The following is a 26,241-nucleotide window of genomic DNA, read 5'->3' as shown; positions in this document are numbered from 1 at the left end:
ACCCTACAAATGCTCCGTAGGGCGGATAAGCGAAGCGTCATCCGCCAATACTGCCTGTGATTAAAGCTTCGCGAACACCCGACGCGCAGCGTCAATCGTCTTCTGAATATCTTCTTTCGAATGCGCCACTGACATAAAGCCTGCTTCAAATGCAGACGGTGCCAGGTAAACGCCTTCTTCCAGCATTAAGTGGAAGAACTTCTTAAAGCGTTCAACGTCGCATGCCATCACATCCTGGTAGCTCGTTACCGACTCTGCATCAGTGAAGAACAAACCGAACATCCCGCCGACATTATTGACCACCAGAGGAATATTCTCGGCTTTAGCGGCGTTCAACAGGCCTTCGGCCAGCATTTCCGTAAGCTCCGTCAACGTCTGGTGAACACCCGGTTGCGCGACTTCAGTCAGGCAAGCGTAACCAGCGGCCATCGCAATGGGGTTACCGGAAAGCGTACCTGCCTGATAAACCGGCCCGGTTGGTGCCAGCGCGTCCATGATTTCACGACGACCGCCGAATGCGCCGACTGGCATACCGCCACCAATAATCTTGCCCAGACAGGTCAAGTCAGGCTCAACACCGTAGTAAGACTGCGCGCCCGCCAGTGCGACACGGAAACCGGTCATGACTTCGTCGATAATTAACAGTGCGCCAAACTCGTCACACAGTGCGCGCAGGCCAGGCAGGAAATCATCATTCGGAGGAATGCAGTTCATGTTGCCCGCAACAGGCTCAACAATGATGCAGGCGACTTCTTGCGGATATTGCTCGAACGCTTCGCGCACTGAGGCAAGATCGTTAAAGGTGCAGGTGAGGGTATGTTTGGCGAAATCCGCCGGAACGCCCGGTGAATTTGGCTGGCCGAGTGTCAGCGCGCCCGAACCGGCTTTCACCAGCAGGCAGTCGGCGTGGCCGTGGTAGCAGCCTTCGAATTTGATGATTTTATCGCGGCCCGTGAAGCCACGTGCCAGACGAATGGCGCTCATGGTGGCTTCCGTACCGGAGTTCACCATGCGAACCATATCCATAGTTGGAACCAGTTCAGTGACCAGCTCCGCCATTTTCACTTCCATCTCGGTAGGCGCGCCAAAACTCAGGCCGCGTTCAACCGCTTCAATCACGGCATTACGAATTGCCGGATGGTTATGGCCGAGAACCATTGGCCCCCATGAACCGACATAATCGATATAGGCTTTGCCGTCAGCGTCATACAGGTAAGCCCCGTCAGCACGTTCGATAAACAGCGGCACACCGCCGACGCCGGTAAAAGCACGAACTGGCGAGTTCACCCCACCTGGGATGACTTTACGGGCGGCAGCGTACAGGTTTTCAGACTTACTCATGGAGCGGCTCCTGGATTCGTGGAAATAATTTACCCGTTATACTTCAAGTTGCAGGTGCGTTGGCTGCATTCACTTACCCGAATCACTTACTTGAATAAGCTCATCGTGATTCGCTCAATAGCCGCCTTCCTGCAGCTCGAATTATTTAGGGTATATTCTAAAGGTATTCGTCGGTGTTATGAAACTATTGCCCAAACGCATCCAGGGAGTAGAATGCCCCTTCGATTTGTATTACCAATAAATGATTAGCCAAATGAATCACTCCCACCCCTCTTTTGAAGCACAGCAGGTTGTGCGCTTACGTAGGGGCGACATGGTGCGTCGCCTTATTAGACAGGATAAAACTCCAGTCGCAATTCTCTTTATGGCCGCGATAGTAGGGACGTTAGCCGGTTTGATGGGTGTCGCCTTTGAGAAGTCGGTGACCTGGATGCAGCAAAATCGCCTGGCGATGCTGGCTCATGTGGCTGATTACAGTCTCATCGTCTGGCCGCTCGCATTCATCAGCTCAATGCTTTTGGCGATGGTCGGATACTATCTGGTGCGTCGTTTTGCGCCGGAAGCGGGTGGTTCTGGTATCCCTGAAATTGAAGGTGCGCTCGAGGAATTACGCCCGGTGCGCTGGTGGCGCGTCATCCCGGTTAAGTTTATCGGAGGCATGGGAACGCTGGGAGCGGGAATGGTGCTCGGACGTGAAGGCCCGACAGTGCAAATGGGTGGCAATATCGGGCGCATGGTGCTGGATATTTTCCGTCTGCGCGGTGCCGAAGCCCGCCATTCGCTGTTAGCTACCGGTGCCGCTGCTGGCTTATCCGCTGCGTTTAACGCGCCGTTGGCGGGGATCCTGTTCATCATTGAAGAGATGCGCCCGCAGTTTCGCTATAACCTGATTTCGATTAAAGCCGTGTTTATCGGCGTGATTATGTCGAGTGTGGTTTTCCGTATTTTTAACGGTGAAAACGCGGTGATTGAAGTCGGGAAGCTCTCCAATGCGCCGGTTAATACGCTGTGGTTGTATCTGGTTCTTGGCATGGTCTTTGGCATCGTCGGGGTGTTCTTCAACGCGATGGTGTTCCGCACCCAGGATATGTTCCAGCGCTGGCACGGTGGCAATCTCAAAAAATGGGTGATCATCGGCGGCTTGTTGGGTGGCATTTGTGGCGTGTTAGGGCTTATCCAACCCGCTGCGGCCGGAGGGGGTTTTAACCTGATTCCAATCGCGGCAGCCGGAAACTATACCTTAGGTATGCTGCTGTTCATCTTTATTGCACGTGTGATTACCACGCTGTTGTGTTTTGCGTCTGGCGCACCAGGCGGGATTTTTGCGCCAATGTTGGCTTTGGGCACCTTGCTTGGGACGGCATTTGGCGTGGCGAGTACCGCTTTGTTCCCTGTCTATCACCTTGATGTTGGGACATTTGCGATTGCCGGAATGGGCGCGTTGTTTGCCGCATCGGTGCGTGCACCATTAACCGGAATTGTGCTTGTTCTGGAAATGACTGACAATTATCAGCTCATTCTGCCAATGATTATTACCTGCCTTGGCGCGACACTATTGGCACAATTCCTTGGCGGGAAGCCGCTATACTCCTCGATTCTTGAGCGCACGCTGGCAAAACAAGAAGCCGAACAGCGGGCGAAAGAGCAGCAAACCCCTGCCGGGGAGAATACTTGAACGATTTACTCGGGTATTAGATAATGACCCCAAATATCGGGTTATCCCCGTCATACTTGAAGCTGTCTCTGCGTTGGCTACAGGAGTTCACCCCAGTCACTTACTTGAGTAAGCTCCCGGGGATTACACTCCCTTGCCGCCTTGATACATCTCCAATTATTTAGGGTATGTACTTCACCTGATTTCTTATTTCGTTGGGAGCAAATGATGAGTGATGACGTAGCAGTGCTGCCGTTGCAGTTTACCGAAGCAGCAGCCAATAAAGTAAAAACCCTGATCGCGGATGAAGAGAACCCGAATCTGAAACTGCGCGTTTACATCACCGGTGGTGGTTGCAGCGGCTTCCAGTATGGTTTTACCTTTGACGATCAGATTAACGACGGCGATATGACTATCGAGAAGCAAGGTGTTGCGCTGGTTGTTGACCCGATGAGCCTGCAATATCTGGTCGGTGGCGCAGTGGATTACACCGAAGGTCTGGAAGGTTCCCGTTTCGTGGTGACTAACCCGAACGCGAAGAGCACCTGCGGGTGTGGTTCTTCTTTCAGCGTTTAAACCTTCATACTTCAAGCTGCTGGTGCGTTGACTGCACCCGTTCTCGAATTATTCAGATTCTTGTAGGTCGGATAAGCGAAGCGCCATCCACCCTACAACTAGAATTGTTTTGGGTTGATGTGGCCGAGCGTGATTAAACGATTTGTAGGTCGGATAAGCGAAGCGTCATCCGACAAAATAAAAAAAGCCGTGTTTGTTAACATGGCTTTTTTATTTCTTATTGTCTGTCATCCAGTGCAAACGTTGGCAGCTTGAGGTGCCAGCGAATCGCCGCCAGGCGAATCACCAGGGTCACGACCATCCCAATCATACTGGCCTGCTCTAACGGTACGTGGAAGGTATAATACGCGGTGGCGTGTACGATGCCTCCCGCGATACAGGCCGTGGCGTAGATCTCGGTACGCAAGATCATCGGGATTTCACGCGCTAACACATCGCGAATAATCCCGCCGCCAACGCCGGTCAGCACGCCCATGCAGATGGCAATCAGCGGACTGGTACCTGCCAAAAATGCTTTGTTAACCCCAATCCCGACGAACACCGCAAGACCGACGGCATCCAGCACCGGCAAAATCCATTTTGGCAGGCGACGCGGCTGGCGAATAAGCAGGATCGTCAGCATACAAGTGACCATCGCAACCACTAAGTCAGTGGGATCTTTAACCCAAAATACCGGGCCGTTATCCAGCGCCATATCACGGATGGTTCCCCCGCCGACGGCAGTCACCACGCCCAGCACCAGCACGCCGAACGGGTCCATACGAAGTTTTCCTGCCAGCAGTACGCCGGAGATGGCAAAGACGGCTGTGCCAATGATGTCCAGCCAATAGACGAGCATGTGCGTGTTATCCTCATAAAAAGGTTATTTTTCTGCCAGCTCCTTACAGAGCTGTTTTGCGGCGAGGATAATACGTGGGCTCGAGCGACTAAACCAGTCATCATTCACTGCAATAACCGGGATTTTTAACTGGGTATTCCAAAATTGTTCAACCGGAGGGATTTGGGTCTCATCGCCGGTAATAATAATAGCCTGGGGACGTCGGCTGATCACTTGTTCACGGCTCACTTGCGGCCAGGGAACGCGACTATCAGCAAAGATGTTTTGCCCGCCACACACTTCCAGAATTTCGTTTTGAATCGAACCTTTCCCGGAAGTAAACAGCGGCTGCTGGCCGAACTGGAGAAACACTTTTTTCTTCGGTTGCCGGGCGTAGTGGGCTTTCAAATCGGCAAATTCTTTTGCGAGTTGATCGGCGGCGTTTTGCGCAGTTTGCGGAGTAGGGCTGTATTGGCTCAGTTGACGCAGAGCGGCAACAACACCTTCGACAGTCGTCGGGTCAAGCCAAATGACTTTAATCCCCAGCGCCTGCATCTGATTGACTTGCCGTTCTGCATTACCGCCACGCCATGCCAGCACTACATCGGGTTTTAGTGCCACGATGCGCTCGAGGTTCATCCCTTGCCAGTTTGAGACTTGCTCAAGCTTTTTGGCGGCCTCCGGATAATTTGACCAGGCGCTAACCGCCACTGGGGTAATCCCCGCAGCGAATGCCAGTTCAGTATTACTTGGCGACAATGAGATAACCCGCGGCGCTGCAATCAGCAACGCCGGGAGACAACATAGCAGCGCGACCAGCCCGCGCCAGAGGTTGTTATTACGCACGAGCCAGTTTCTGCACCAGGTTTTCAACCATCAGCGTGGACTGCTTCGCCGCTACAGCAAGGAACTCGTCAAAGCTCAGATGAGACTGTTGATCGGCAACGTCAGAGATGGCGCGAACCACGACAAACGGCGTACCAAAGTTGTGGCAAACATGCGCAACAGCGGTGGCTTCCATTTCAACCGCAACAGCCTGTGGGAAATTGTGGCGGATTTTGGCCAGGGCTACAGAACCGTTAATAAAGGCATCGCCACTGACAACCAGGCCGCGTACTGCGTTCAGGTTCAGCTCGGTAATGCACTCTTCAGCGGCTGCAATCAGTTTGGCGTCGGCAGCGAAACCCGCCGGGCAACCTGGCAGTTGACCATATTCGTAACCAAAAGCGGTCACGTCTGCATCGTGGTAACGCACTTCATCAGAAACCACGATATCGCCCACTTTAAGCGTTGGGGCAAGGCCGCCCGCAGAACCGGTGTTAATGACGACATCCGGTTTGCAATGCTCAAGTAGAAGCGTGGCACCCATTGCAGCAGCAACTTTACCGATGCCTGATTTCAACAATGCCACTTCAACGCCATCCAGCGTACCGGTGTAAATTTCACACCCTGCCAGCGTCAGAGTTTGACGGTTTTCAATTTTGTCACGCAGCAGCGTAACTTCTTCTTCCATTGCACCAATAATGCCTGCTTTCATAGTGATACTCGCTAAAGTGTTAAATCAGTTGCATAGTTTAACATGCTGGCTCATGTATGTTGGTAAAGAGAATAGGGCGAAGGAGAGGGAATGAGTGAGATAGATTTCCGCAAGAAAATAAACTGGCACCGCCGTTTTCGCTCGCCTGAAGGTCCGAAAAACGAGCATGAGATCCTGCGTATTTTTGAAAGCGATCGTGGCAGGATCGTTAATTCTCCCGCCATTCGCCGTTTGCAGCAGAAAACCCAGGTCTTCCCGCTTGAGCGTAATGCTTCGGTGCGCACACGCTTAACGCATTCGATGGAAGTTCAGCAAGTCGGGCGCTATATCGCCAAAGAGGTGTTGAGTCGTCTGAAAGAGCAGCAAGACCTTGAACGCTATGGACTGGACGAACTGACTGGACCGTTTGAAAGTATCGTGGAAATGGCGTGCCTGATGCATGACATCGGCAATCCGCCATTTGGTCATTTTGGTGAGTCGGCAATAAATGACTGGTTCCGGCAGCGCTTGTTTCCTGGTGATGCAGGAAGCCAACCCCGGAGCGACGATCGTTGCCGGGTCGCAACATTACGTTTGCGCGATGGCGAAGATCAGTTGAATGGTTTGCGCCGTAAAGTCCGCCAGGATCTTTGCCAGTTTGAGGGCAACGCCCAGGGCATTCGCCTGGTGCACAGCCTGTTACGCATGAATCTGACCTGGGCGCAGGTTGGCTGCATTCTCAAATATACCCGTCCCGCCTGGTTTGTCGGGGAACCGCCTAAAAGCCATGCTTACTTGATGAAGAAGCCGGGTTTTTATCTTTCCGAAGAGTCGTACATTGCGCGTTTGCGTGCGGAACTTGAACTGGGTGAGTACAGCCGGTTCCCGCTAACGTGGATTATGGAAGCGGCTGACGATATCTCCTATTGCGTGGCCGACCTTGAAGATGCCGTCGAGAAGCGCATTTTTAGTGTCGAGCAGCTTTATCAGCACTTATGTGACGCCTGGGGCGAGCACCGCAAGGGTGATCTCTTCGAGCGAGTGGTGAATGAAGCCTGGGAGAAATCCCGTTCGAATCAAATGCGACGCAGCACCGAAGATCAGTTCTTTATGTACCTGCGCGTCAACACGCTAAACCAGCTGGTGCCTTACGCCGCACAACGTTTTATCGATAATCTGGATGAAATCTTTAGCGGGGAGTTTAACCACGCGCTGCTTGAAGATGACAGCCCATTTGCGCGACTGCTGGAGCTATATAAGCACGTCGCATTTAAACATGTATTCAGCCATCCGGAGGTTGAGCAGCTAGAGTTACAAGGTTATCGCGTGATAAGCGGCTTACTTGAAATTTACAGTCCCTTACTCAATATATCGATTGAAGATTTTGCTGAACTGGTTGAAAAAGAAAGTTTACGCCGTCTGCCGATTGAGACTCGGTTGTTTCACAAATTATCGACAAAACATAGGCTTGCGTACATTGAGGCAGTCAGTGATTTAACGCCGTCTGCCAGCGATTATCCGGTATGGGAATATTACTACCGCTGTCGTCTGATTCAGGATTATATCAGTGGAATGACGGACTTATTCGCCTGGGACGAGTATCGCCGCCTGATGGCTGTGGAATGATCGAAGACGATGAGTTTTGTAAAGACGGTCAATAAACTTTTACGTTTTCCAGTGACTTATCGGAGGAACTTAGCGCTTCATTTGTCACTCTATACTGGCCTACACAGCAATTTTGCGTGACTTATTAACTTTTGGATTGAATCGATGAAAAAAACAACTTTAGCAATGAGCGCGCTGGCTCTGAGTTTGGGCCTGGCGCTGAGCCCTGTATCGGCAATTGCAGCCGAAACCGCATCTTCCGCCACTGCGGCGCAGCCGCTTCCAAGCCTTGCGCCAATGTTGGAAAAAGTGATGCCATCCGTCGTGAGCATCAATGTCGAAGGCAGCACCACCGTCAACACGCCGCGTATGGGACGTAACTTCCAGCAGTTCTTTGGTGATAACTCACCATTCTGCCAGGAAGGTTCTCCGTTCCAGAGCTCCCCATTCTGCCAGGGCGGCGCGCCTGACGATGGCTCCCAGGGCGGTGGACAACAACAGAAATTCGCAGCTCTTGGTTCTGGCGTCATTATTGATGCAGCAAAAGGCTATGTTGTCACCAACAACCACGTGGTTGATAACGCGACAAAAATCCAGGTCTCGCTGAGCGATGGCCGTAAGTTTGAAGCAAAAGTCGTGGGTAAAGATCCACGTTCTGATATTGCGCTGCTGCAGTTGCAGGATCCGAAAAACCTGACCGCTATTAAGATGGCTGACTCCGATGCACTGCGTGTGGGTGATTACACCGTTGCCATCGGTAACCCATATGGTCTGGGTGAAACCGTGACGTCCGGTATTGTTTCTGCGTTGGGTCGTAGCGGCCTTAACATTGAAAACTATGAAAACTTTATCCAGACCGATGCGGCCATCAACCGGGGTAACTCCGGTGGTGCACTGGTTAACCTGAATGGTGAACTGATCGGGATTAATACCGCGATTCTGGCGCCGGACGGCGGCAACATTGGTATCGGCTTTGCAATCCCAAGCAATATGGTGAAAAACCTTACCGCGCAGATGGTGGAGTTCGGCCAGGTTAAGCGTGGCGAGCTGGGCATCATGGGTACCGAGCTGAACTCTGAGCTGGCGAAAGCGATGAAAGTCGATGCGCAACGTGGCGCATTCGTAAGCCAGGTGATGCCAAACTCTTCAGCGGCGAAAGCGGGTATTAAAGCCGGTGATGTAGTGGTTTCCATGAATGGTAAAGCCATTAGCAGCTTTGCGGCACTGCGTGCTGAAGTCGGTTCTATGCCGGTTGGCAGTAAACTGACGCTTGGCCTGCTGCGCGATGGCAAACCCGTTTCCGTAAACCTCGAACTGCAACAAAGCAGCCAGACTCAGGTTGACTCTGCAACCATCTTTACCGGGATTGAAGGTGCTGAAATGAGCAACCGCAGCGGTAAAGGTGAGAAGGGCGTTATCGTGAATAACGTGAAAGGGAATACGCCTGCGGCGCGAATTGGCCTGAAAAAAGGTGACATCATCATCGGTGTGAACCAGCAGCCGGTTAATAACATCGCTGAACTGCGAAAAATTCTCGATACTAAACCATCAGTCATGGCACTGAACATTCAGCGCGGTGATAGCACCATCTACCTGCTGATGCAGTAATCGTCATTGAGTCACACTTAAAACTATCAGGGCCGCGCTATGCGGCCCTTTTTTGTGAGCTTTTACACAACTCCATATTCTTCATTCGTGCTTTGTGCATTTGCACAATGCCGAGGCCATTCATCTGGCCTATGCTAGTCCATTAGCACGATTCAGGAGGAAGCATGGCTGGCTGGCATCTTGATACCAAAATGGCGCACGACATTGTGGCGCGTACCATGACCATCATTGATACCAATATCAACGTGATGGATGCGCGTGGGCGGATTATTGGTAGCGGCGATAAAGAACGTATTGGTGAATTGCACGAAGGTGCGCTGCTTGTGCTTTCTCAGGGACGTGTGGTTGATATTGATGACGCCGTGGCCCGGCATCTGCATGGCGTGCGTCAGGGTATCAATCTGCCATTGCGTATCGACGGCGAAATCGTTGGCGTGATTGGTTTAACGGGCGAGCCGGGGTCGCTTCGCAAGTACGGTGAGCTGGTGTGTATGACCGCCGAGATGATGCTTGAGCAATCTCGTTTGATGCACCTGTTGGCGCAGGACAGCCGCTTACGCGAAGAGCTGGTGATGAATTTAATCCAGGCCGAAGAACATACGCCCGCGCTGAGTGAATGGGCGCAGCGTCTGGGAATCGATCTGAATCAGCCTCGTGTGGTCGCAGTCGTAGAAGTCGATAGCGGCCAGCTGGGTGTCGACAGCGCGATGGAAGAGTTGCAACAGTTGCAAACCGCGCTCACCACACCTGAGCGCAATAACCTGATTGCGATAGTGTCGTTAACCGAAATGGTGGTGCTGAAGCCGGCGCTCAATCAGTTTGGCCGTTGGGATGCAGAAGATCACCGTAAACGCGTGGAACAGCTGATTAGCCGCATGAAAGAAAACGGCCAGTTGCGTTTTCGCGTGGCGTTAGGCAATTATTTTACCGGTCCTGGCAGCATCGCACGTTCGTATCGAACCGCTCGCACCACCATGATGGTCGGTAAGCAGCGTATGCCGGAAAATCGTGCCTATTTTTATCAGGATTTAATGCTACCGGTGCTGTTGGACAGTTTGCGCGGCGGCTGGCAGGCGAACGAACTGGCACGTCCGTTGGCGCGTCTGAAATCCATGGATAACAACGGGCTATTACGCCGTACCTTAAGTGCATGGTTCCGTCATAACGTGCAGCCACTGGCGACCTCAAAAGCGTTGTTTATTCATCGCAATACGCTGGAATACCGGCTGAACCGAATCTCGGAATTAACAGGTTTAGATTTGGGGAATTTTGACGACCGACTGCTGCTTTACGTAGCGTTGCAGTTGGACGAGCAGAGATAAAAAACGGTGGATGACGTTGCGCCATCCACCCGTTATAAACGCAGGACTTTATTTACCGCGGGTTAGCTTATCCAGATCGGATTCGATTTCACTGATCTTATGAGCAACCACAGACTCCAGATGGCGAAGATCGTCGAGAATTTTGCGTTTCAGATCGACTTCTGTGCGATCGCGTTGGCAAAGTTGATCTAACTCATCAATCACATAACGCAGATTCGGGCTGATTTCCTGCACTTCTTTGTAGCCCTGGCCCACGCCATCGGCAACGACAGTTTTACGCTGGCGTGGGTATTTAAATTTCACGCTTTTAGCAAAAAACTCGCCTTTATCCTTCTGGAAATAGATTTTCAGGATATCGTTGTTGGCTTCCTGCCGGAGGCTATAACGATCGATTTCATCAGGATTGGTAATACCCAGACTTTTCAAGTTATCGTACATAGTGTTACCTTTTGCGATATCATTAACCTATAGATAATCAACGGAAAATTCCCTTTCCGCCAGTCCCTGATGCTAAAAAGGCGGGTTACCCCGCCTTTTACACATTTATATTTAGTCGATGGTGCGAAGCAGTTCGTTGATGCCCACTTTACCGCGGGTTTTGGCGTCTACTTTTTTCACGATAACGGCACAGTACAGGCTGTATTTACCATCTTTGGATGGCAGGTTACCGGAAACCACAACGGAGCCGGCAGGTACGCGGCCGTAATGCACTTCACCGGTTTCACGGTCATAAATACGCGTGCTTTGACCGATGTAAACGCCCATAGAAATGACAGAACCTTCTTCAACGATAACGCCTTCCACAACTTCTGAACGCGCGCCGATAAAGCAGTTATCTTCGATGATGGTTGGGTTAGCCTGCAGCGGCTCCAGAACACCACCGATGCCTACGCCGCCGGACAGGTGAACGTTTTTACCAATCTGCGCGCATGAACCCACGGTCGCCCAGGTATCAACCATTGAACCTTCATCAACGTATGCGCCGATGTTGACGTAAGAAGGCATCAGCACAGTGTTACGAGCGATGTATGCACCCTGGCGTACTGCTGCTGGTGGCACAACGCGGAAGCCTTCTTTCTGGAAACGCGCTTCGTCGTAGTTAGCGAATTTCATCGGTACTTTGTCGAAGTAACGGCTTTCAGCGCCATCAATAACCTGGTTGTCATTGATACGGAATGAGAGCAAAACCGCTTTCTTCAGCCACTGGTGAGTCACCCACTGGCCATCAATTTTTTCGGCAACGCGCAGCGCACCGCTGTCGAGCAGGGAGATGACCTGGTTTACCGCTTCACGAGTGACGGTATCAGCATTTGCCGGAGTGATTTCGGCGCGGCGTTCGAAAGCGGTTTCAATTACGTTTTGTAGCTGCTGCATTAAAAGTTTCCTGATTATGACATCACCCAAAAGCTGAAGCGTTGTTGGCTGCAACAGAATGGGTGAAGGGTAAAAAATTAAAAAGACTGTTATTTATCGTTTGGATTAAGGGCTGCTGTCAACCGTTGCTGTACTTCCTGTTGCAACTCATCATTAAGAGCACGCCGGTCTGCAGTCGCGATTATAAATAAATCTTCTACTCGCTCACCAATGGTGGTGATTCTTGCACCATAAAGTGAGATCCCGAGGTCGGCAAACACTTCCCCCACTCGCGCCAACAAACCCGGCTGATCTAAAGCAATCAGCTCCAGGAAGGTGCGCCTGTCGGTATGTGTCGGCAGGAAATTCACCTCGGTATCAACAGTAAAGTGGCGCAGTTTTGCGGACTGGCGACGTGGTTGAGGCGGCTGCCAGCTGGCTTGCGTAATCGCCTGTTCAAGACCGTGGCAAATCAGCTCATGCCTGTCGGCGGAAAGTGGACTGCCGTCTGGCTCAAGCACAATAAAGGTGTCCATTGCCATTCCGTCGCGCGTGGTAAAGATTTGCGCGTCGTGCACGCTGAGATTACGCCGGTCCAGTTCGGCACACACCGCCGCAAACAGGTGAGGGCGGTCAGGGCTCCAGATGAAAATCTCTGTGCCGCCGCGTGTAGCCTGCGGGCTGAGCAAAATCATCGGCTTGCTGAGGTCGTGTCTCAGCAAATGGCGGGCATGCCAGGCAATTTGATTTGGCGTATGGCGGACGAAATAGTTTGCCCGGCAACGACGCCAGATATTTTGCAGCGCTTCTTCGTTGATGTTATCCATGCGCAGCAACGCCAGCGCCTGCAACTGATGATGGCGCACACGCTCACGCATATCCGGGCTGTTTTGCATCCCGCGGCGCAGTTGTTTTTCGGTCGCGAAGTACAGCTCACGCAATAAGCTCTGTTTCCAGCTATTCCACAAGGTTTCGTTCGTCGCGCAGATATCAGCAACGGTCAGGCAAACCAGATAGCGCAGACGGTTTTCAGTCTGCACTTCTTCAGCAAATTGCTTAATCACTTCCGGATCCTGAATATCGCGGCGTTGTGCCGTGACGGACATCAGCAGATGCTGGCGTACAAGCCACGCGACCAGCTGTGTTTCACGCGAATTCAGCCCATGTAGCTCGGCAAACTTTACAATGTCTTGCGCCCCGAGTACCGAGTGATCGCCACCACGGCCTTTGGCGATGTCGTGGAACAGAGCGGCAATCAGAATAAGTTCCGGGTGCGCCAGTCGTGGCCACAAATCCACACATAATGGATGTTTCGGACGAGTCTCTTCTTTAGAGAAACTTTCCAGTTTTTGCAGCACACGGATGGTGTGTTCATCAACGGTATACGCGTGGAACAGGTCAAACTGCATCTGGCCGACGATATGCGACCACTGTGGCATATACGCCCACAACACGCTGTGGCGGTGCATTGGCAGCAAAGCGCGGCTGACGGCACCAGGATGGCGCAGGATAACGAGGAACAGTTCACGCGCTTCTGGAATATAGCAAAGCGGCTGCTTGAGATGGCGACGCGCATGGCGCAGATGGCGCAGGGTGGTGGAATAAATGCCGGTAATATCGCGGTTACGCACCATCAAGTAAAACATGCGCAGAATCGCCTGCGGCTCGCGGATAAACAGCGTTTCATCGCGCAGATCTATAAGTGAACCACGTAGCTGGAAGTCATCGTCCAGAGGGCGTGGCTTTTCGCTGGCATCCAGTGCCAGAATCGCCTCATCAAAAAGTTGCAGTAGCATCTGATTAAGTTCGCCGACACGCCGCGTCACGCGATAGAAATCTTTCATCATGTTCTCGACCGGCTGATTCCCTTCACCGCTGTAATTCAGGCGTTGGGCGACGCTTAGCTGTCGGTCGAACAACAATCGGTTGTCGTAACGATTCACTTCCAGGTGCAGGGCAAAACGGATGCGCCACAGTAAATACTGGCATTCATCGAGTTCATTTCGTTCTGCTTCGGTTAAAAAGCCAAAACCGACCATTTCGCTTAATGACGTTGCGCCAAAGTGGCGACGGGCAACCCATTGCAGGGTATGGATGTCGCGCAAACCACCAGGGCTACTTTTGATATCCGGTTCGAGGTTATAACTGGTACCGTGATAACGTTGATGACGTTCATTTTGCTCATCAATTTTGGCGGCAAAGAACTTCGACGAAGGCCAGAAACCATCGCTAAAAATGTGTTTGTGAAGTTCGAGGAAGAGGGCGACATCGCCAATCAACAAACGTGATTCAATCAGGTTGGTGGCGACGGTTAAATCCGACAATCCTTCGAGTAAACACTCTTCCAGGGTACGCACGCTGTGGCCGACTTCCAGCTTCACATCCCACAGTAGCGTCAGCAGCTCGCCGATTTTTTGGGCTTGTGCTTCAGTCAGACGTTTACGACTGAGGATCAGCAAATCAATGTCGGAAAGCGGATGCAATTCCCCGCGGCCATAACCCCCGACCGCAACCAGGGCGGTTTCAGTGACATCGCCAAAGCCGTATTTCAGCCACAATCGTTGTAGCAGCTGGTCGATAAACTCGGTGCGCGCGTCCATCAACTTTTCGGCAGAAACTCCGTCGTCGAAAGCGTGCCCCAGCCATTGCTGGAACAGGTCGATACGGGCTTTTATCTGGCTACAAATCAGCTCTGAATCTGGCCAGTTGACGGGGTATTCAGGTTGCCCGGAAATCTCAGGAAGCACTGTGGTCGCGTACTGCTCGGGTAAACTCTGGGTCATGTCGCCATCCATAAAAAAAGCCGGCATAGGCCGGCTTCGATTGCTGACTTTCGTCAGGCGAATTACTCGTTATGCGAAATCACACTTGGGATGGTGTCATCTTTACGCAAAGTGAGAATTTCACAGCCGTTATCTGTCACCACAATAGTATGCTCGTATTGTGCAGACAAGCTGCGATCTTTGGTTTTCACCGTCCAACCGTCTTTCATGGTGCGAATGCGGTAATCACCTGAGTTGACCATGGGTTCGATGGTGAAAGTCATGCCCGGTTGCAGAACCACGCCGCCGTCATCTGCGTCATAATGCAGCACTTGTGGTTCTTCGTGGAAAACGCGGCCAATACCGTGTCCGCAGTACTCACGCACCACAGAAAAACCTTCCGCTTCAACGAACTTCTGAATGGCAGCACCCAGGGTACGCAGACGAATGCCTGGTTTTACCATACGCAGTGACAAATACAGGCTTTCTTGAGTCACACGGCACAGACGCTCACCCAAGATTGTTGGTTTGCCAACAATAAACATTTTTGAGGTGTCGCCGTGGTATTCGTCTTTAATGACGGTTACGTCGATGTTGACGATATCACCGTCTTTCAAAATCTTACTGTCATCAGGGATGCCGTGGCAGACCACTTCATTGATGGAGATGCACACGGATTTTGGGAAACCGTGGTAGCCCAGGCACGCTGAAATAGCTTGTTGATTGTTAACGATGTAATCGTTGCAAATACGATCCAACTCGCCAGTGCTGACGCCAGGTTGTACGTGGGGTTCAATCATTTCCAGCACTTCAGCGGCAAGTCTGCCCGCGACGCGCATTTTTGCAATTTCTTCAGGGGTTTTAATTGAGATAGCCATTCATTCGATCCGCAGGTGTCGTCAATATCGACAATAATTGAGCAAGTGTACGTCAATGTTATCAGGGCGTGCGATCGGTGCCAAATCGAGAATCATTGCGCACGCTTTATGCGAACAACTATTGGTGTCCGGGTCTGTTTTATGGTATAAAGCGCGCCGGACTTGTATTCCGATTTTTCGGATACAGCCAACACTCTCACTTTGTGTAAATAACACACACGTATCGACACATATTCCGGGGTGCCCTTTGGGGTCGGTAATATGGGATACGTGGAGGCTTAACCCCAATTTACTTTATAGAGGTTTTAAACATGGCAACTGTTTCCATGCGCGACATGCTCAAGGCTGGTGTTCACTTCGGTCACCAAACCCGTTACTGGAACCCGAAAATGAAGCCTTTCATCTTCGGCGCTCGTAACAAAGTTCACATCATCAACCTTGAAAAAACTGTACCTATGTTCAACGAAGCTTTGGCTGAACTGAGCAAGATCTCTTCTCGTAAAGGTAAAATCCTTTTCGTTGGTACTAAGCGCGCAGCAAGCGAACCAGTAAAAGACGCTGCTCTGAGCTGCGATCAGTTCTTCGTGAACCATCGCTGGTTGGGCGGCATGCTGACTAACTGGAAAACTGTTCGTCAGTCCATCAAACGTCTGAAAGATCTGGAAATCCAGTCCCAAGACGGTACCTTCGACAAGCTGACCAAAAAAGAAGCACTGATGCGTACCCGTGAGCTGGAGAAGTTAGAAAACAGCCTGGGCGGTATCAAAGATATGGGCGGTCTGCCGGATGCTCTGTTTGTAATCGACGCTGATCACGAACACATTGCAATCAAAGAAGCGAACAACCTGGGTATCCCAGTATTCTCTATCGTTGATACTAACTCTGATCCAGATGGCGTTGATTTCGTTATCCCTGGTAACGACGATGCAATCCGTGCTGTAACCCTGTACCTGGGTGCTGTAGCTGCTACCGTACGTGAAGGCCGTTCTCAGGATCTGGCTTCTCAGGCAGAAGAAAGCTTCGTAGAAGCTGAATAATAAGGTTCGCTCTTATTTGAGCTCTTATTAACCAAGTATACCCTTTAGATTTCGAGTTGCAGCCAGGCGGCAAGCTCAAGAATCCCCAGGAGCTTACTTAGGTAAGTGACTGGGTGAGTGAGCACAGCCAACGCCCCTGTGGCTTGAAAGATAACGGGTATATTGAATAGTTTGGTTAGGGGGCCTGCACAGGCCCCCTTTTTATTTTGAGCCAGGGTTCGTCTGTTCCGTGGACCAGGGCTTATCTCTCTCTACGAGATAACCGAGGATTTTAGAATGGCTGATATTACTGCTGCTCTGGTAAAAGAACTGCGTGAGCGTACTGGCGCAGGCATGATGGATTGCAAAAAAGCACTGACTGAAGCTAATGGCGACATCGAGCTGGCAATCGAAAACATGCGTAAATCTGGTGCGATCAAAGCAGCTAAGAAAGCAGGCAACGTAGCTGCTGACGGCGTGATCAAAACTAAGATTGCTGATGGCTATGCTGTGATTCTGGAAGTTAACTGCCAGACTGACTTCGTTGCTAAAGATGGTGGTTTCCAGGCATTTGCTGACAAAGTGCTGGAAGCTGCTGCTGCAGGCAAAGTGACTGACATCGAAGTACTGAAAGCACAGTTCGAAGAAGAGCGTGTTGCACTGGTTGCTAAAATCGGTGAGAACATCAACATTCGTCGTGTTGCTATTCTGGAAGGCGATGTTCTGGGTAGCTACCTGCACGGTGCTCGCATCGGTGTTGTTGTTGCTGCGAAAGGCGCTGACGAAGAACTTGTTAAGCAAATCGCTATGCACGTTGCTGCAAGCAAGCCAGAATTCGTTAAGCCAGAAGACGTGTCTGCTGAAGTTGTTGAGAAAGAGTACCAGGTTCAGCTGGACATCGCTATGCAGTCTGGTAAGCCGAAAGAAATCGCAGAGAAAATGGTTGAAGGCCGCATGAAGAAATTCACCGGTGAAGTTTCTCTGACTGGCCAGCCTTTCGTAATCGACCCAAGCAAAACTGTTGCTCAGCTGCTGAAAGAGCACAATGCTGACGTGACTGGCTTCATCCGCTTTGAAGTGGGCGAAGGCATCCAGAAAGTTGAGACTGACTTCGCAGCAGAAGTTGCTGCAATGTCCAAGCAGTCTTAATTTTTAAAGGAGCCGCCAATTGGCGGCTCCCTTATATCTGGCTTTAAAAATCAGTCTGCTCTGATACAGATCTTGCTGATATGCGACACTATGTCGCCTGAATTAACCATCCCCATTCGTTGACTGTTCCCAGGAAAGAATCATGGCTACCAATGCAAAACCTGTCTACAAACGCATTCTGCTCAAGCTAAGCGGCGAAGCTCTGCAAGGTACCGAAGGCTTCGGTATTGATGCAAGCATCCTTGATCGTATGGCTCAGGAAATTAAAGAGCTGGTTGAATTGGGCATTCAGGTCGGGGTGGTGATTGGTGGTGGCAACTTATTCCGCGGTGCAGGCCTTGCGAAAGCAGGTATGAACCGTGTTGTGGGCGACCACATGGGCATGCTGGCTACCGTCATGAACGGCCTGGCAATGCGTGATGCTCTCCATCGCGCCTATGTGAACGCTCGCCTGATGTCCGCTATTCCATTGAATGGCGTGTGCGATAACTACAGCTGGGCCGAAGCTATCAGCCTGCTGCGAAATAACCGCGTAGTTATCCTGGCTGCCGGTACCGGTAATCCATTCTTTACCACCGATTCTGCAGCTTGCCTGCGTGGTATCGAAATCGAAGCCGATGTCGTATTAAAAGCGACTAAAGTTGATGGTGTGTTTACTGCCGATCCGGTGAAAGATCCAACTGCAACGCTTTATGAGCAACTGACCTACACCGAAGTGCTGGATAAAGAGCTGAAAGTGATGGATCTGGCAGCATTTACCCTGGCTCGCGACCACAAATTACCAATTCGTGTGTTCAACATGAACAAGCCTGGTGCATTGCGTCGTGTTGTTATGGGTGAAAAAGAAGGCACATTAATCACTGATTAATTTCAGTCGATGCTTAATCAGGGTAATATTCAGTTTCAAATACTCTGAACAGTTTGAGTAACAGGCAACCCGAACGGGCGCCATGAATAAACAGGGCTATACTTAGCTCGCAGCGTCTGCATCGCGGCGTGAAGTGTGGTCTGCCCTAAACCAGTTTTCAAGGATTCGTAACGTGATTAGCGATATCAGAAAAGATGCCGAAGTGCGTATGGAAAAATGCGTCGAAGCATTCAAAAATCAAATCGGTAAAATCCGTACTGGCCGTGCTTCTCCAGCTCTGCTGGATGGGATCGTTGTCGAGTACTACGGTACGCCAACTCCACTTCGCCAGCTGGCAAGCGTAACGGTTGAAGATTCACGTACTCTGAAAATCAACGTGTTTGACCGTTCTTTAGGTCCAGCAGTTGAGAAAGCCATTATGGCTTCTGACCTCGGTCTGAACCCAAGCTCAGCAGGTAGCGATATTCGTGTACCACTTCCAGCACTGACTGAAGAACGTCGTAAAGACCTGATCAAAGTTGTTCGTGGTGAAGCTGAAGGCGCACGCGTTGCAGTACGTAACGTTCGCCGTGACGCTAACGACAAAGTCAAAAATTTGCTGAAAGATAAAGAAATCAGCGAAGATGACGATCGTCGTTCCCAGGATGACGTTCAGAAAATGACTGACGCTGCTATCAAGAAAGTCGATGCCGCTCTGGCTGAGAAAGAAACTGAATTGATGCAGTTCTAATCCGTTAATATGACGGATCAAACGCCGTACGCAGGCTGTGGCTAACGTCGCAGTTAATGTTTACGGCGTTTTGTTTTTATACCCGCCAGGCTACGGCAAACTTTTTGTCTGATTATTAATACTCAAATTCCAGAGCGTCTCATGAAGCAATTGACCATTCTTGGCTCTACCGGATCTATCGGTACCAGTACCCTTAGCGTTGTTCGTCATAATCCTGAGCACTTTTCCATCACGGCATTGGTTGCTGGGAAAAATGTCGCGCGAATGGCTGAGCAATGTCTGGAGTTCCAGCCACGATGGGCCGTGATGGATGATGAGAAGTCTGCCGGTGAGTTACGACGTCTCCTCAAAGAGCAGGGGAGTCGCACCGAAGTCCTGGCAGGCCAGCAAGCGGCTTGCGAAATGGCTGCGCTGGATGAAGTTGATCAGGTTATGGCCGCCATTGTTGGGGCTGCAGGGCTGTTGCCGACGCTGGCAGCCATTGCTGCGGGTAAGCAGGTTCTGCTGGCCAATAAAGAGTCGTTAGTTACTTGCGGGCGTCTGTTTATGGACGCGGTGCAGCTTAGTAAAGCTCAGCTGTTGCCAATCGACAGTGAACATAACGCAATTTTTCAGAGTTTACCGGAACCAATCCAACAGAACCTCGGGTACGCTGAACTTGAGAGCAATGGTGTTTCATCCATTATTCTTACTGGGTCAGGTGGCCCTTTTCGTGAGACTGCATTAGGTGACCTGGCTGCGATGACGCCAGATCAGGCCTGTAGCCATCCGAACTGGTCGATGGGACGTAAAATATCTGTCGATTCAGCCACTATGATGAATAAAGGTCTCGAATATATTGAAGCTCGCTGGCTATTCAATGCTTCAGCTAAGCAAATGGAAGTCCTGATACATCCGCAGTCGGTTATCCATTCGATGGTTCGCTATCGCGATGGCAGCGTGCTGGCACAGTTAGGCGCACCAGATATGCGCACGCCAATCGCACACGCAATGGCGTTTCCGGAGCGTGTAGCATCAGGTGTTGAGCCGCTCGATTTTTGTAAAATTGGCACTTTCACGTTTATGGAACCAGACTATGACCGCTATCCTTGTCTGAAATTAGCAATGGATGCATTTGAGCAGGGGCAGGCCGCAACGACGGTGCTGAATGCGGCAAATGAGGTGGTTGTTGAAGCCTTCTTACGCGAACAACTGCGATTCACAGAGATTGCTTCCCTGAATCGAGCAGTATTGGAAAGTGTTGATTTAACAGAACCGAAGAGCGTTGAGGATGTGATTGCCGTGGATGCAAAAGCGCGTGATGTTGCCCGAAATCTGGTGACACGAATCGCGTCCCGATGATTATTTATTCAGCCGATGTACCTCCATTTGTTAGCTCTGTGCTTCAGTGATATAGTCTGCGCCATCTTTTGGTCGAGAATTTCTGACTGAATGATAGGTAAGCCGTGTTATAGCACGGCTTTTTTATGTAAAAGCTGAAATCATTCTGAGTACCGCTTAGTCCTTATCTGGGAATAATTACGTCTTATGTTGTCTGCAAACCAACAATTAAGCGAATCACAATCTGACCATGGCGCTCGTCATGTTGCCATCATTATGGACGGCAATGGACGTTGGGCTAAACGACAGGGGAAGATGAGGATTTCTGGCCATAAAGCGGGTGCGAAATCTGTACGCCGGGCTGTGAGTTTTGCAGCGAATAACGGTATTGATGCGCTTACACTTTATGCCTTCAGTAGTGAAAACTGGAATCGCCCGGCTCAAGAAGTCAGCGCGTTGATGGAATTATTTGTGTGGGCTTTAGACAGTGAAGTCAAAAGTTTACATCGTCACAATGTCCGTCTACGAATTATTGGCGATACCAGTCGATTCAATGCTCGCCTGCAAGAACGTATTAACAAAGCCGAAGCTCTAACTAGTACCAATACCGGTTTGACTCTCAACATCGCCGCGAATTATGGTGGACGTTGGGATATTATTCAGGGAGTGCGGCATCTTGCCGAACAGGTACAGGAAGGCTTATTGCGTCCAGACCAGATTGATGAAGAGATGCTGAGTCAGCAGATCTGCATGAATGAACTGGCTCCCGTAGATTTAGTAATTAGGACAGGGGGAGAGCATCGTATCAGTAACTTTCTGATTTGGCAGATTGCCTATGCAGAACTTTATTTCACAGATGTTCTTTGGCCTGATTTCGATGAACAAGACTTTGAAGGTGCACTACATGCTTTTGCAAATCGAGAGCGTCGTTTTGGCGGCACGGCACCTGGTGGTGAGTAAGCCTGTTGGGGGTCACCTTTGCTGAAGTATCGTCTGCTTTCTGCGTTTATTTTAATCCCGGTGGTTATAGCCGCGTTATTCTGGCTCCCACCCGTAGGATTTGCTATTACCACCCTGGTCGTCTGTATGCTGGCCGCCTGGGAATGGGGACAATTAGCAGGCTTTAAATCACGTTCACAACGTGTATGGCTTGCTGTGCTGTGCGGTCTGTTATTGGCGCTGATGCTGTTTGCATTGCCTGAATACCAGCGGACGGTGCATATACCGTTAATTGAGGCGTCACTCTGGGCATCGCTCGCCTGGTGGTTTGCTGCACTGCTGCTGGTGTTGTTCTATCCAGGCTCTGCATCAATTTGGCGTAATTCAAAAATACTACGTCTGGTCTTTGGCGTACTGACGATCGTGCCATTTTTCTGGGGCATGATTGTACTGCGTAACTGGCATTACGATATCAACCACTACACCGGCTCTATCTGGCTGCTGTATGTGATGGTTCTCGTCTGGGGGGCGGATTCAGGCGCATATATGTTTGGCAAAATGTTTGGCAAGCATAAGTTGGCTCCGAAAGTCTCTCCGGGCAAAACATGGCAGGGCTTCTTTGGTGGCTTGTTCACTTCTGCGATTATCTCCTTGCTGTTTGGCATGTGGGCGAATCTTGATGTGGCACCGGTTATCCTGTTGACCTGTTCGGTGGTCGCTGCACTGGCTTCTGTGCTGGGCGATTTAACCGAAAGCATGTTTAAGCGTGAAGCAGGGATTAAAGATAGCGGTCACTTGATCCCCGGTCATGGTGGTATCCTTGACCGCATAGATAGCCTCACAGCAGCAGTACCGGTATTTGCCTGTCTGTTATTGCTGGTATTCAGGACGATTTAACGGAAGGTTATATGCTGAGCTTACTCTGGAATTTGGCTGCATTTATCGTTGCACTGGGTGTGTTAATTACCGTGCATGAGTTCGGCCATTTTTGGGTTGCTCGCCGCTGTGGCGTCAAAGTCGAACGCTTTTCCATTGGATTTGGTAAAGCGCTCTGGCGACGTTCCGACCGCCACGGCACCGAATTTGTCATTGCCCTGATTCCTCTGGGCGGTTACGTCAAAATGCTGGATGAGCGTGTTGAGTCGGTTACTCCGGAACTGCGCCATCTGGCTTTTAACAACAAAACCGTTTCCCAACGAGCCGCAATTATTGCGGCCGGTCCGATTGCTAACTTTATCTTCGCTGTGTTTGCCTACTGGCTGGTATTTATTATCGGTGTCCCTGGTGTCCGTCCGGTTGTTGGTGAAGTAACACCCAATTCGATAGCGGCAGAAGCACAAATTGCACCAGGCATGGAACTTAAAGCGATAGACGGTATCGAAACGCCTGATTGGGAATCAGTTCAACTTGAGCTGATGGGCAAAATTGGCGATGACAGCGCGAAGGTGACATTGGCTCCGCTGGGGTCAAATCTCCGTACTGATAAAACTCTGAATTTACGCAACTGGCAGTTTGAACCAGAAAAGCAGGATCCGATTACGTCGTTGGGCATCGGGCCTCGCCGTGCGCAAATTGAAACGGTACTACAGGAAGTGCAGCCAAATTCCGCAGCGAACAAAGCGGGTTTGCAAGCTGGTGACAGGATCGTTAAAGTCAACGGTGCGGCACTCACTCAGTGGACAGAATTTGTTAGTCAGGTGCGTGACAATCCAGGTCACCCACTGGAGCTAGAAATAGAAAGACAAGGGGCGCTCTTGTCTTTAACGCTGATACCGGATACAAAACCGGGTAAAGCAAAAGCTGAAGGGTTTGCGGGTGTGGTACCAAAGGTTATCCCGCTACCGGATGAGTATAAAACAGTACGCCAGTATGGGCCGTTTGCGGCTGTTGCAGAAGCCACGGATAAAACCTGGCAACTGATGAAGCTTACGGTCAACATGCTGGGGAAATTAATAACCGGTGACATCAAGCTGAATAACCTCAGTGGGCCAATCTCCATAGCTCAAGGGGCAGGTATGTCAGCGGAATCTGGGTTGATTTACTATCTGATGTTCCTGGCGCTGATTAGCGTCAATCTGGGGATTATCAACCTGTTTCCGTTACCCGTCCTGGACGGGGGGCATTTGCTCTTTTTGGCGATTGAAAAGCTGAAGGGTGGGCCGGTTTCCGAGCGAGTTCAAGACTTTAGTTACCGCATTGGCTCTATATTGCTGGTGCTGTTGATGGGGCTTGCACTTTTCAATGATTTCTCTCGGTTTTAGAGAGAATTAGGTTAGGAAGAACGCATAACAACGATGGCGATGAAAAAGTTGCTCATAGCGTCGCTGCTGTTTAGCAGCGCCACCGTATACGGTGCAGACGGGTTCGTGGTGAAGGATATTCATTTCGAAGGCCTGCAGCGAGTCGCCGTCGGTGCGGCCCTCCTCAGCATGCCGGTTCGCGTAGGCGACACCGTCTCTGACGAGGATATCAGTAATACTATCCGTTCACTTTTTGCTACCGGGAACTTCGAAGATGTCCGGGTACTGCGTGACGGTGAAACGCTGGTTGTTCAGGTGAAAGAACGCCCGACAATCGCAAGTATTACATTCTCTGGTAACAAGTCCGTGAAGGACGACATGCTGAAACAGAACCTCGAGGCTTCTAGCGTGCGTGTCGGCGAATCACTGGACAGAACGACTCTGGCCGATATCGAAAAAGGGCTGGAAGATTTCTACTACAGCGTTGGTAAGTACAGTGCCAGCGTTAAAGCCGTTGTTACGCCATTGCCGCGTAACCGTGTTGACCTGAAACTGGTATTCCAGGAAGGCGTTTCGGCCAAAATTCAGCAAATCAACATCGTAGGCAACCACGCGTTTACCACTGACGAACTGATTTCGCACTTCCAGTTGCGTGATGAAGTGCCGTGGTGGAACGTAGTGGGAGATCGTAAATATCAGAAGCAGAAGCTTGCCGGTGACCTCGAAACATTGCGCAGCTACTACCTGGATCGTGGTTATGCACGCTTTAACATCGATTCCACACAGGTTAGTCTGACGCCTGATAAGAAAAGCATTTACGTTACCATCAACGTGACCGAAGGCGATCAGTACAAGATTGCTGGCGTGACGGTAAACGGTAATCTGGCGGGGCACTCAGCGGAAATTGAAACGCTGACTAAACTCAAGCCGGGCGAGCTTTATAACGGCACTAAAGTGACCAAAATGGAAGACGACATCAAGAAATTGTTGGGTCGTTATGGTTACGCCTATCCGCGTGTACAAACGCAGCCTGAAATCAATGATGCAGATAAGACCGTTAAACTGCATGTGAACGTTGATTCCGGTAACCGTTACTACGTACGTAAAATTCGTTTTGAAGGTAACGACACCAGTAAAGATTCTGTATTGCGTCGCGAAATGCGCCAAATGGAAGGAACCTGGCTGGGTAGTGACCTGGTCGACTCAGGCAAAGATCGTCTGAATCGTCTTGGTTACTTCGAAACCGTTGATGTTGACACGCAGCGTGTACCAGGTAGTCCTGACCAGGTTGACGTGGTGTACAAAGTTAAAGAACGTAACACCGGTAGCTTCAACTTCGGTATTGGTTACGGTACTGAAAGTGGTATTAGCTTCCAGGTCGGTGTCCAGCAGGATAACTGGCTAGGAACGGGTTACTCTGTCGGTATCAACGGTACGAAAAACGATTATCAGACCTATGCTGAATTGTCGTTAACCGACCCGTACTTTACAGTTGATGGTGTGAGCCTCGGTGGTCGTGTCTTCTATAACGACTTTAAAGCCGATGACGCGGACCTGTCTGACTACACAAACAAAAGTTACGGTGTAGACGGAACGCTCGGCTTCCCGGTTAATGAAAATAACACATTGCGTTTGGGTATGGGTTACGTGCATAACGACCTGTCCAACATGCAGCCGCAGGTTGCGATGTGGCGTTACCTGGATTCAGTCGGTCAGAAAGCAGCAACGACATCTGATGATAACGGCTTTGCAGCCGATGACTTCACGCTGAACTATGGCTGGACATATAACAAACTTGACCGTGGTTACTTCCCAACTGAAGGCTCGCGTGTGAACCTGAACGGTAAAGTTACCGTGCCAGGCTCAGATAACGAGTTCTACAAAGTAACCCTGGATACGGCGAGCTACTTCCCAATTGATGAAGACCATACCTGGGTTATGTTAGGTCGTACTCGTCTGGGCTACGGTGATGGCTTGGGCGGCAAAGAAATGCCGTTCTATGAAAACTTCTATGCCGGTGGTTCTAGTACAGTCCGTGGCTTCCAGTCCAATAACATTGGTCCGAAAGCGGTCTATATTGGTGGCCCTGGAAATGATAATTGTGACCAGGCTAATGGGTATTGTTCATCCGACGATGCAGTCGGTGGTAACGCGATGGCAGTGGCAAGTTTAGAACTGATCACGCCCACACCATTCCTGAGCGAGAAGTACGCTAACTCAGTTCGTACCTCTCTGTTCATGGATATGGGTACAGTTTGGGATACAAACTGGCAAAATACTCCAGATATGCAAGCTGCCGGGGTTCCTGATTACAGTGATCCTAGCAACATTCGTATGTCAGCAGGTATTGCATTGCAGTGGATGTCACCGTTAGGACCGTTGGTCTTCTCTTATGCCCAACCGTTCAAGAAATATGAAGGTGACAAAGCGGAACAGTTCCAGTTTAACATTGGTAAAACCTGGTAATTGTTTTGCGCAAAGGAATGCGGATAAGCAGTGTCGCGTTGATGCCAGTTCGCTACATGCAGAGCTGGCACGCGCAAAAAG

The 26,241-nt window shown here is 50.6% G+C and carries 22 protein-coding genes; 14 read left to right on the top strand and 8 right to left on the bottom strand.

Features of this window, described 5'->3' with window-relative positions:
- Nucleotides 1-60 precede the first annotated feature (60 nt).
- The gene (gene hemL / locus WBL83_RS19050; RefSeq protein WP_424590595.1) at nucleotides 61-1,341 is read right to left on the bottom strand and encodes a glutamate-1-semialdehyde 2,1-aminomutase; all 1,281 of its coding nucleotides are present in this window, start codon (nucleotides 1,339-1,341) and stop codon (nucleotides 61-63) included.
- Between the two features lie 253 nt (nucleotides 1,342-1,594).
- Between hemL and clcA the strand changes: the two genes are divergently transcribed.
- Both clcA and erpA read left to right on the top strand, forming a co-directional pair.
- The gene (gene clcA / locus WBL83_RS19045) at nucleotides 1,595-3,016 is read left to right on the top strand and encodes a H(+)/Cl(-) exchange transporter ClcA (protein WP_424590594.1); all 1,422 of its coding nucleotides are present in this window, start codon (nucleotides 1,595-1,597) and stop codon (nucleotides 3,014-3,016) included.
- A gap of 207 nt (nucleotides 3,017-3,223) precedes the next feature.
- Nucleotides 3,224-3,571, top strand: coding sequence for an iron-sulfur cluster insertion protein ErpA (gene erpA, locus WBL83_RS19040; RefSeq protein WP_064539800.1), 348 nt, complete (start codon nucleotides 3,224-3,226; stop codon nucleotides 3,569-3,571).
- Between the two features lie 217 nt (nucleotides 3,572-3,788).
- On the opposite strand, the gene WBL83_RS19035 is transcribed toward erpA, so the two are convergent.
- The 3 genes from WBL83_RS19035 to mtnN are packed head-to-tail and all read right to left on the bottom strand — an operon-like array spanning nucleotide 3,789 to nucleotide 5,925.
- Nucleotides 3,789-4,409 carry a TRIC cation channel family protein gene (locus WBL83_RS19035; protein WP_424590593.1) on the bottom strand — a complete coding sequence of 207 codons (621 nt, stop codon included), beginning with the start codon at nucleotides 4,407-4,409 and terminating at the stop codon, nucleotides 3,789-3,791.
- A 24-nt stretch (nucleotides 4,410-4,433) separates the two neighbouring features.
- Complete coding sequence (gene btuF / locus WBL83_RS19030; protein WP_424590592.1) at nucleotides 4,434-5,234, bottom strand: vitamin B12 ABC transporter substrate-binding protein BtuF; 801 nt, start codon at nucleotides 5,232-5,234, stop codon at nucleotides 4,434-4,436.
- On the bottom strand, nucleotides 5,227-5,925 hold the full coding sequence (gene mtnN, locus WBL83_RS19025) for a 5'-methylthioadenosine/S-adenosylhomocysteine nucleosidase (RefSeq protein ID WP_424590591.1): 699 nt from the start codon (nucleotides 5,923-5,925) through the stop codon (nucleotides 5,227-5,229). The genes btuF and mtnN overlap by 8 nt, the downstream gene beginning before the upstream one ends.
- Before the next feature lie 90 nt (nucleotides 5,926-6,015).
- On the opposite strand from mtnN, the gene dgt reads away from it, so the two are divergent.
- The 3 genes from dgt to WBL83_RS19010 all read left to right on the top strand — a co-directional run bounded on the left by dgt (nucleotide 6,016) and on the right by WBL83_RS19010 (nucleotide 10,439).
- Nucleotides 6,016-7,530, top strand: coding sequence for a dGTPase (dgt, locus tag WBL83_RS19020; protein WP_424590590.1), 1,515 nt, complete (start codon nucleotides 6,016-6,018; stop codon nucleotides 7,528-7,530).
- Between the two features lie 144 nt (nucleotides 7,531-7,674).
- On the top strand, nucleotides 7,675-9,117 hold the full coding sequence (degP, locus tag WBL83_RS19015; protein WP_424590589.1) for a serine endoprotease DegP: 1,443 nt from the start codon (nucleotides 7,675-7,677) through the stop codon (nucleotides 9,115-9,117).
- Nucleotides 9,118-9,281: 164 nt separating this feature from the next.
- A complete protein-coding gene (locus tag WBL83_RS19010; RefSeq protein WP_424590588.1) occupies nucleotides 9,282-10,439 on the top strand; it encodes a CdaR family transcriptional regulator in 1,158 nt (385 codons plus the stop codon).
- Between the two features lie 48 nt (nucleotides 10,440-10,487).
- Here the strand turns inward: WBL83_RS19010 and WBL83_RS19005 are convergent, their stop codons facing one another.
- The 4 genes from WBL83_RS19005 to map all read right to left on the bottom strand — a co-directional run bounded on the left by WBL83_RS19005 (nucleotide 10,488) and on the right by map (nucleotide 15,432).
- On the bottom strand, nucleotides 10,488-10,877 hold the full coding sequence (locus WBL83_RS19005) for a DUF3461 family protein (RefSeq protein WP_034493480.1): 390 nt from the start codon (nucleotides 10,875-10,877) through the stop codon (nucleotides 10,488-10,490).
- Nucleotides 10,878-10,988: 111 nt separating this feature from the next.
- Complete coding sequence (gene dapD / locus WBL83_RS19000; RefSeq protein ID WP_034461055.1) at nucleotides 10,989-11,813, bottom strand: 2,3,4,5-tetrahydropyridine-2,6-dicarboxylate N-succinyltransferase; 825 nt, start codon at nucleotides 11,811-11,813, stop codon at nucleotides 10,989-10,991.
- Nucleotides 11,814-11,902: 89 nt separating this feature from the next.
- A complete protein-coding gene (gene glnD, locus WBL83_RS18995; protein ID WP_424590587.1) occupies nucleotides 11,903-14,575 on the bottom strand; it encodes a bifunctional uridylyltransferase/uridylyl-removing protein GlnD in 2,673 nt (890 codons plus the stop codon).
- Between the two features lie 62 nt (nucleotides 14,576-14,637).
- Nucleotides 14,638-15,432: a type I methionyl aminopeptidase gene (map, locus tag WBL83_RS18990; RefSeq protein ID WP_424590586.1), complete on the bottom strand. Its 795-nt coding sequence runs from the start codon at nucleotides 15,430-15,432 to the stop codon at nucleotides 14,638-14,640.
- Between the two features lie 311 nt (nucleotides 15,433-15,743).
- On the opposite strand from map, the gene rpsB reads away from it, so the two are divergent.
- From rpsB to bamA, 9 genes are all read left to right on the top strand, one after another.
- Entirely contained in the window at nucleotides 15,744-16,469 is a 726-nt protein-coding gene (rpsB, locus tag WBL83_RS18985) for a 30S ribosomal protein S2 (RefSeq protein ID WP_183272829.1), read from the top strand.
- 276 nt (nucleotides 16,470-16,745) lie between these two features.
- Complete coding sequence (gene tsf, locus WBL83_RS18980) at nucleotides 16,746-17,597, top strand: translation elongation factor Ts (protein WP_424590585.1); 852 nt, start codon at nucleotides 16,746-16,748, stop codon at nucleotides 17,595-17,597.
- Nucleotides 17,598-17,739: 142 nt separating this feature from the next.
- A complete protein-coding gene (pyrH, locus tag WBL83_RS18975; RefSeq protein WP_183272831.1) occupies nucleotides 17,740-18,465 on the top strand; it encodes a UMP kinase in 726 nt (241 codons plus the stop codon).
- Nucleotides 18,466-18,637: 172 nt separating this feature from the next.
- Nucleotides 18,638-19,195 (top strand): ribosome recycling factor, encoded by a 558-nt coding sequence (gene frr, locus WBL83_RS18970; RefSeq protein WP_424590584.1) that lies wholly within the window; start codon nucleotides 18,638-18,640, stop codon nucleotides 19,193-19,195.
- Between the two features lie 141 nt (nucleotides 19,196-19,336).
- Entirely contained in the window at nucleotides 19,337-20,536 is a 1,200-nt protein-coding gene (ispC, locus tag WBL83_RS18965) for a 1-deoxy-D-xylulose-5-phosphate reductoisomerase (RefSeq protein ID WP_424590583.1), read from the top strand.
- Between the two features lie 186 nt (nucleotides 20,537-20,722).
- Nucleotides 20,723-21,475 carry a (2E,6E)-farnesyl-diphosphate-specific ditrans,polycis-undecaprenyl-diphosphate synthase gene (ispU, locus tag WBL83_RS18960; RefSeq protein ID WP_183272834.1) on the top strand — a complete coding sequence of 251 codons (753 nt, stop codon included), beginning with the start codon at nucleotides 20,723-20,725 and terminating at the stop codon, nucleotides 21,473-21,475.
- Nucleotides 21,476-21,493: 18 nt separating this feature from the next.
- Nucleotides 21,494-22,351 carry a phosphatidate cytidylyltransferase gene (gene cdsA, locus WBL83_RS18955; protein ID WP_424590582.1) on the top strand — a complete coding sequence of 286 codons (858 nt, stop codon included), beginning with the start codon at nucleotides 21,494-21,496 and terminating at the stop codon, nucleotides 22,349-22,351.
- Between the two features lie 11 nt (nucleotides 22,352-22,362).
- Complete coding sequence (gene rseP, locus WBL83_RS18950) at nucleotides 22,363-23,715, top strand: sigma E protease regulator RseP (RefSeq protein ID WP_424590581.1); 1,353 nt, start codon at nucleotides 22,363-22,365, stop codon at nucleotides 23,713-23,715.
- A 33-nt stretch (nucleotides 23,716-23,748) separates the two neighbouring features.
- Nucleotides 23,749-26,160 (top strand): outer membrane protein assembly factor BamA, encoded by a 2,412-nt coding sequence (gene bamA, locus WBL83_RS18945; RefSeq protein ID WP_424590580.1) that lies wholly within the window; start codon nucleotides 23,749-23,751, stop codon nucleotides 26,158-26,160.
- Nucleotides 26,161-26,241 lie beyond the last annotated feature (81 nt).

This window comes from Buttiauxella sp. (assembly GCF_049686335.1).
GTDB lineage: Bacteria > Pseudomonadota > Gammaproteobacteria > Enterobacterales > Enterobacteriaceae > Buttiauxella.
The sequence above is the reverse complement of the archived record's forward strand: the minus strand, read 5'-3'. Positions and strand labels throughout refer to the sequence as shown.

Excerpts from the sequence above, each read along its gene's own strand:
- hemL (WP_424590595.1), bottom strand. The coding sequence starts at position 1,341 with ATGAGTAAGTCTGAAAACCTGTACGCTGCCGCCCGTAAAGTCATCCCA.
- clcA (WP_424590594.1), top strand. The coding sequence starts at position 1,595 with ATGAATCACTCCCACCCCTCTTTTGAAGCACAGCAGGTTGTGCGCTTA.
- erpA (WP_064539800.1), top strand. The coding sequence starts at position 3,224 with ATGAGTGATGACGTAGCAGTGCTGCCGTTGCAGTTTACCGAAGCAGCA.
- WBL83_RS19035 (WP_424590593.1), bottom strand. The coding sequence starts at position 4,409 with ATGCTCGTCTATTGGCTGGACATCATTGGCACAGCCGTCTTTGCCATC.
- mtnN (WP_424590591.1), bottom strand. The coding sequence starts at position 5,925 with ATGAAAGCAGGCATTATTGGTGCAATGGAAGAAGAAGTTACGCTGCTG.
- dgt (WP_424590590.1), top strand. The coding sequence starts at position 6,016 with ATGAGTGAGATAGATTTCCGCAAGAAAATAAACTGGCACCGCCGTTTT.
- degP (WP_424590589.1), top strand. The coding sequence starts at position 7,675 with ATGAAAAAAACAACTTTAGCAATGAGCGCGCTGGCTCTGAGTTTGGGC.
- WBL83_RS19010 (WP_424590588.1), top strand. The coding sequence starts at position 9,282 with ATGGCTGGCTGGCATCTTGATACCAAAATGGCGCACGACATTGTGGCG.
- WBL83_RS19005 (WP_034493480.1), bottom strand. The coding sequence starts at position 10,877 with ATGTACGATAACTTGAAAAGTCTGGGTATTACCAATCCTGATGAAATC.
- dapD (WP_034461055.1), bottom strand. The coding sequence starts at position 11,813 with ATGCAGCAGCTACAAAACGTAATTGAAACCGCTTTCGAACGCCGCGCC.
- glnD (WP_424590587.1), bottom strand. The coding sequence starts at position 14,575 with ATGACCCAGAGTTTACCCGAGCAGTACGCGACCACAGTGCTTCCTGAG.
- map (WP_424590586.1), bottom strand. The coding sequence starts at position 15,432 with ATGGCTATCTCAATTAAAACCCCTGAAGAAATTGCAAAAATGCGCGTC.
- rpsB (WP_183272829.1), top strand. The coding sequence starts at position 15,744 with ATGGCAACTGTTTCCATGCGCGACATGCTCAAGGCTGGTGTTCACTTC.
- tsf (WP_424590585.1), top strand. The coding sequence starts at position 16,746 with ATGGCTGATATTACTGCTGCTCTGGTAAAAGAACTGCGTGAGCGTACT.
- pyrH (WP_183272831.1), top strand. The coding sequence starts at position 17,740 with ATGGCTACCAATGCAAAACCTGTCTACAAACGCATTCTGCTCAAGCTA.
- ispC (WP_424590583.1), top strand. The coding sequence starts at position 19,337 with ATGAAGCAATTGACCATTCTTGGCTCTACCGGATCTATCGGTACCAGT.
- ispU (WP_183272834.1), top strand. The coding sequence starts at position 20,723 with ATGTTGTCTGCAAACCAACAATTAAGCGAATCACAATCTGACCATGGC.
- rseP (WP_424590581.1), top strand. The coding sequence starts at position 22,363 with ATGCTGAGCTTACTCTGGAATTTGGCTGCATTTATCGTTGCACTGGGT.
- bamA (WP_424590580.1), top strand. The coding sequence starts at position 23,749 with ATGGCGATGAAAAAGTTGCTCATAGCGTCGCTGCTGTTTAGCAGCGCC.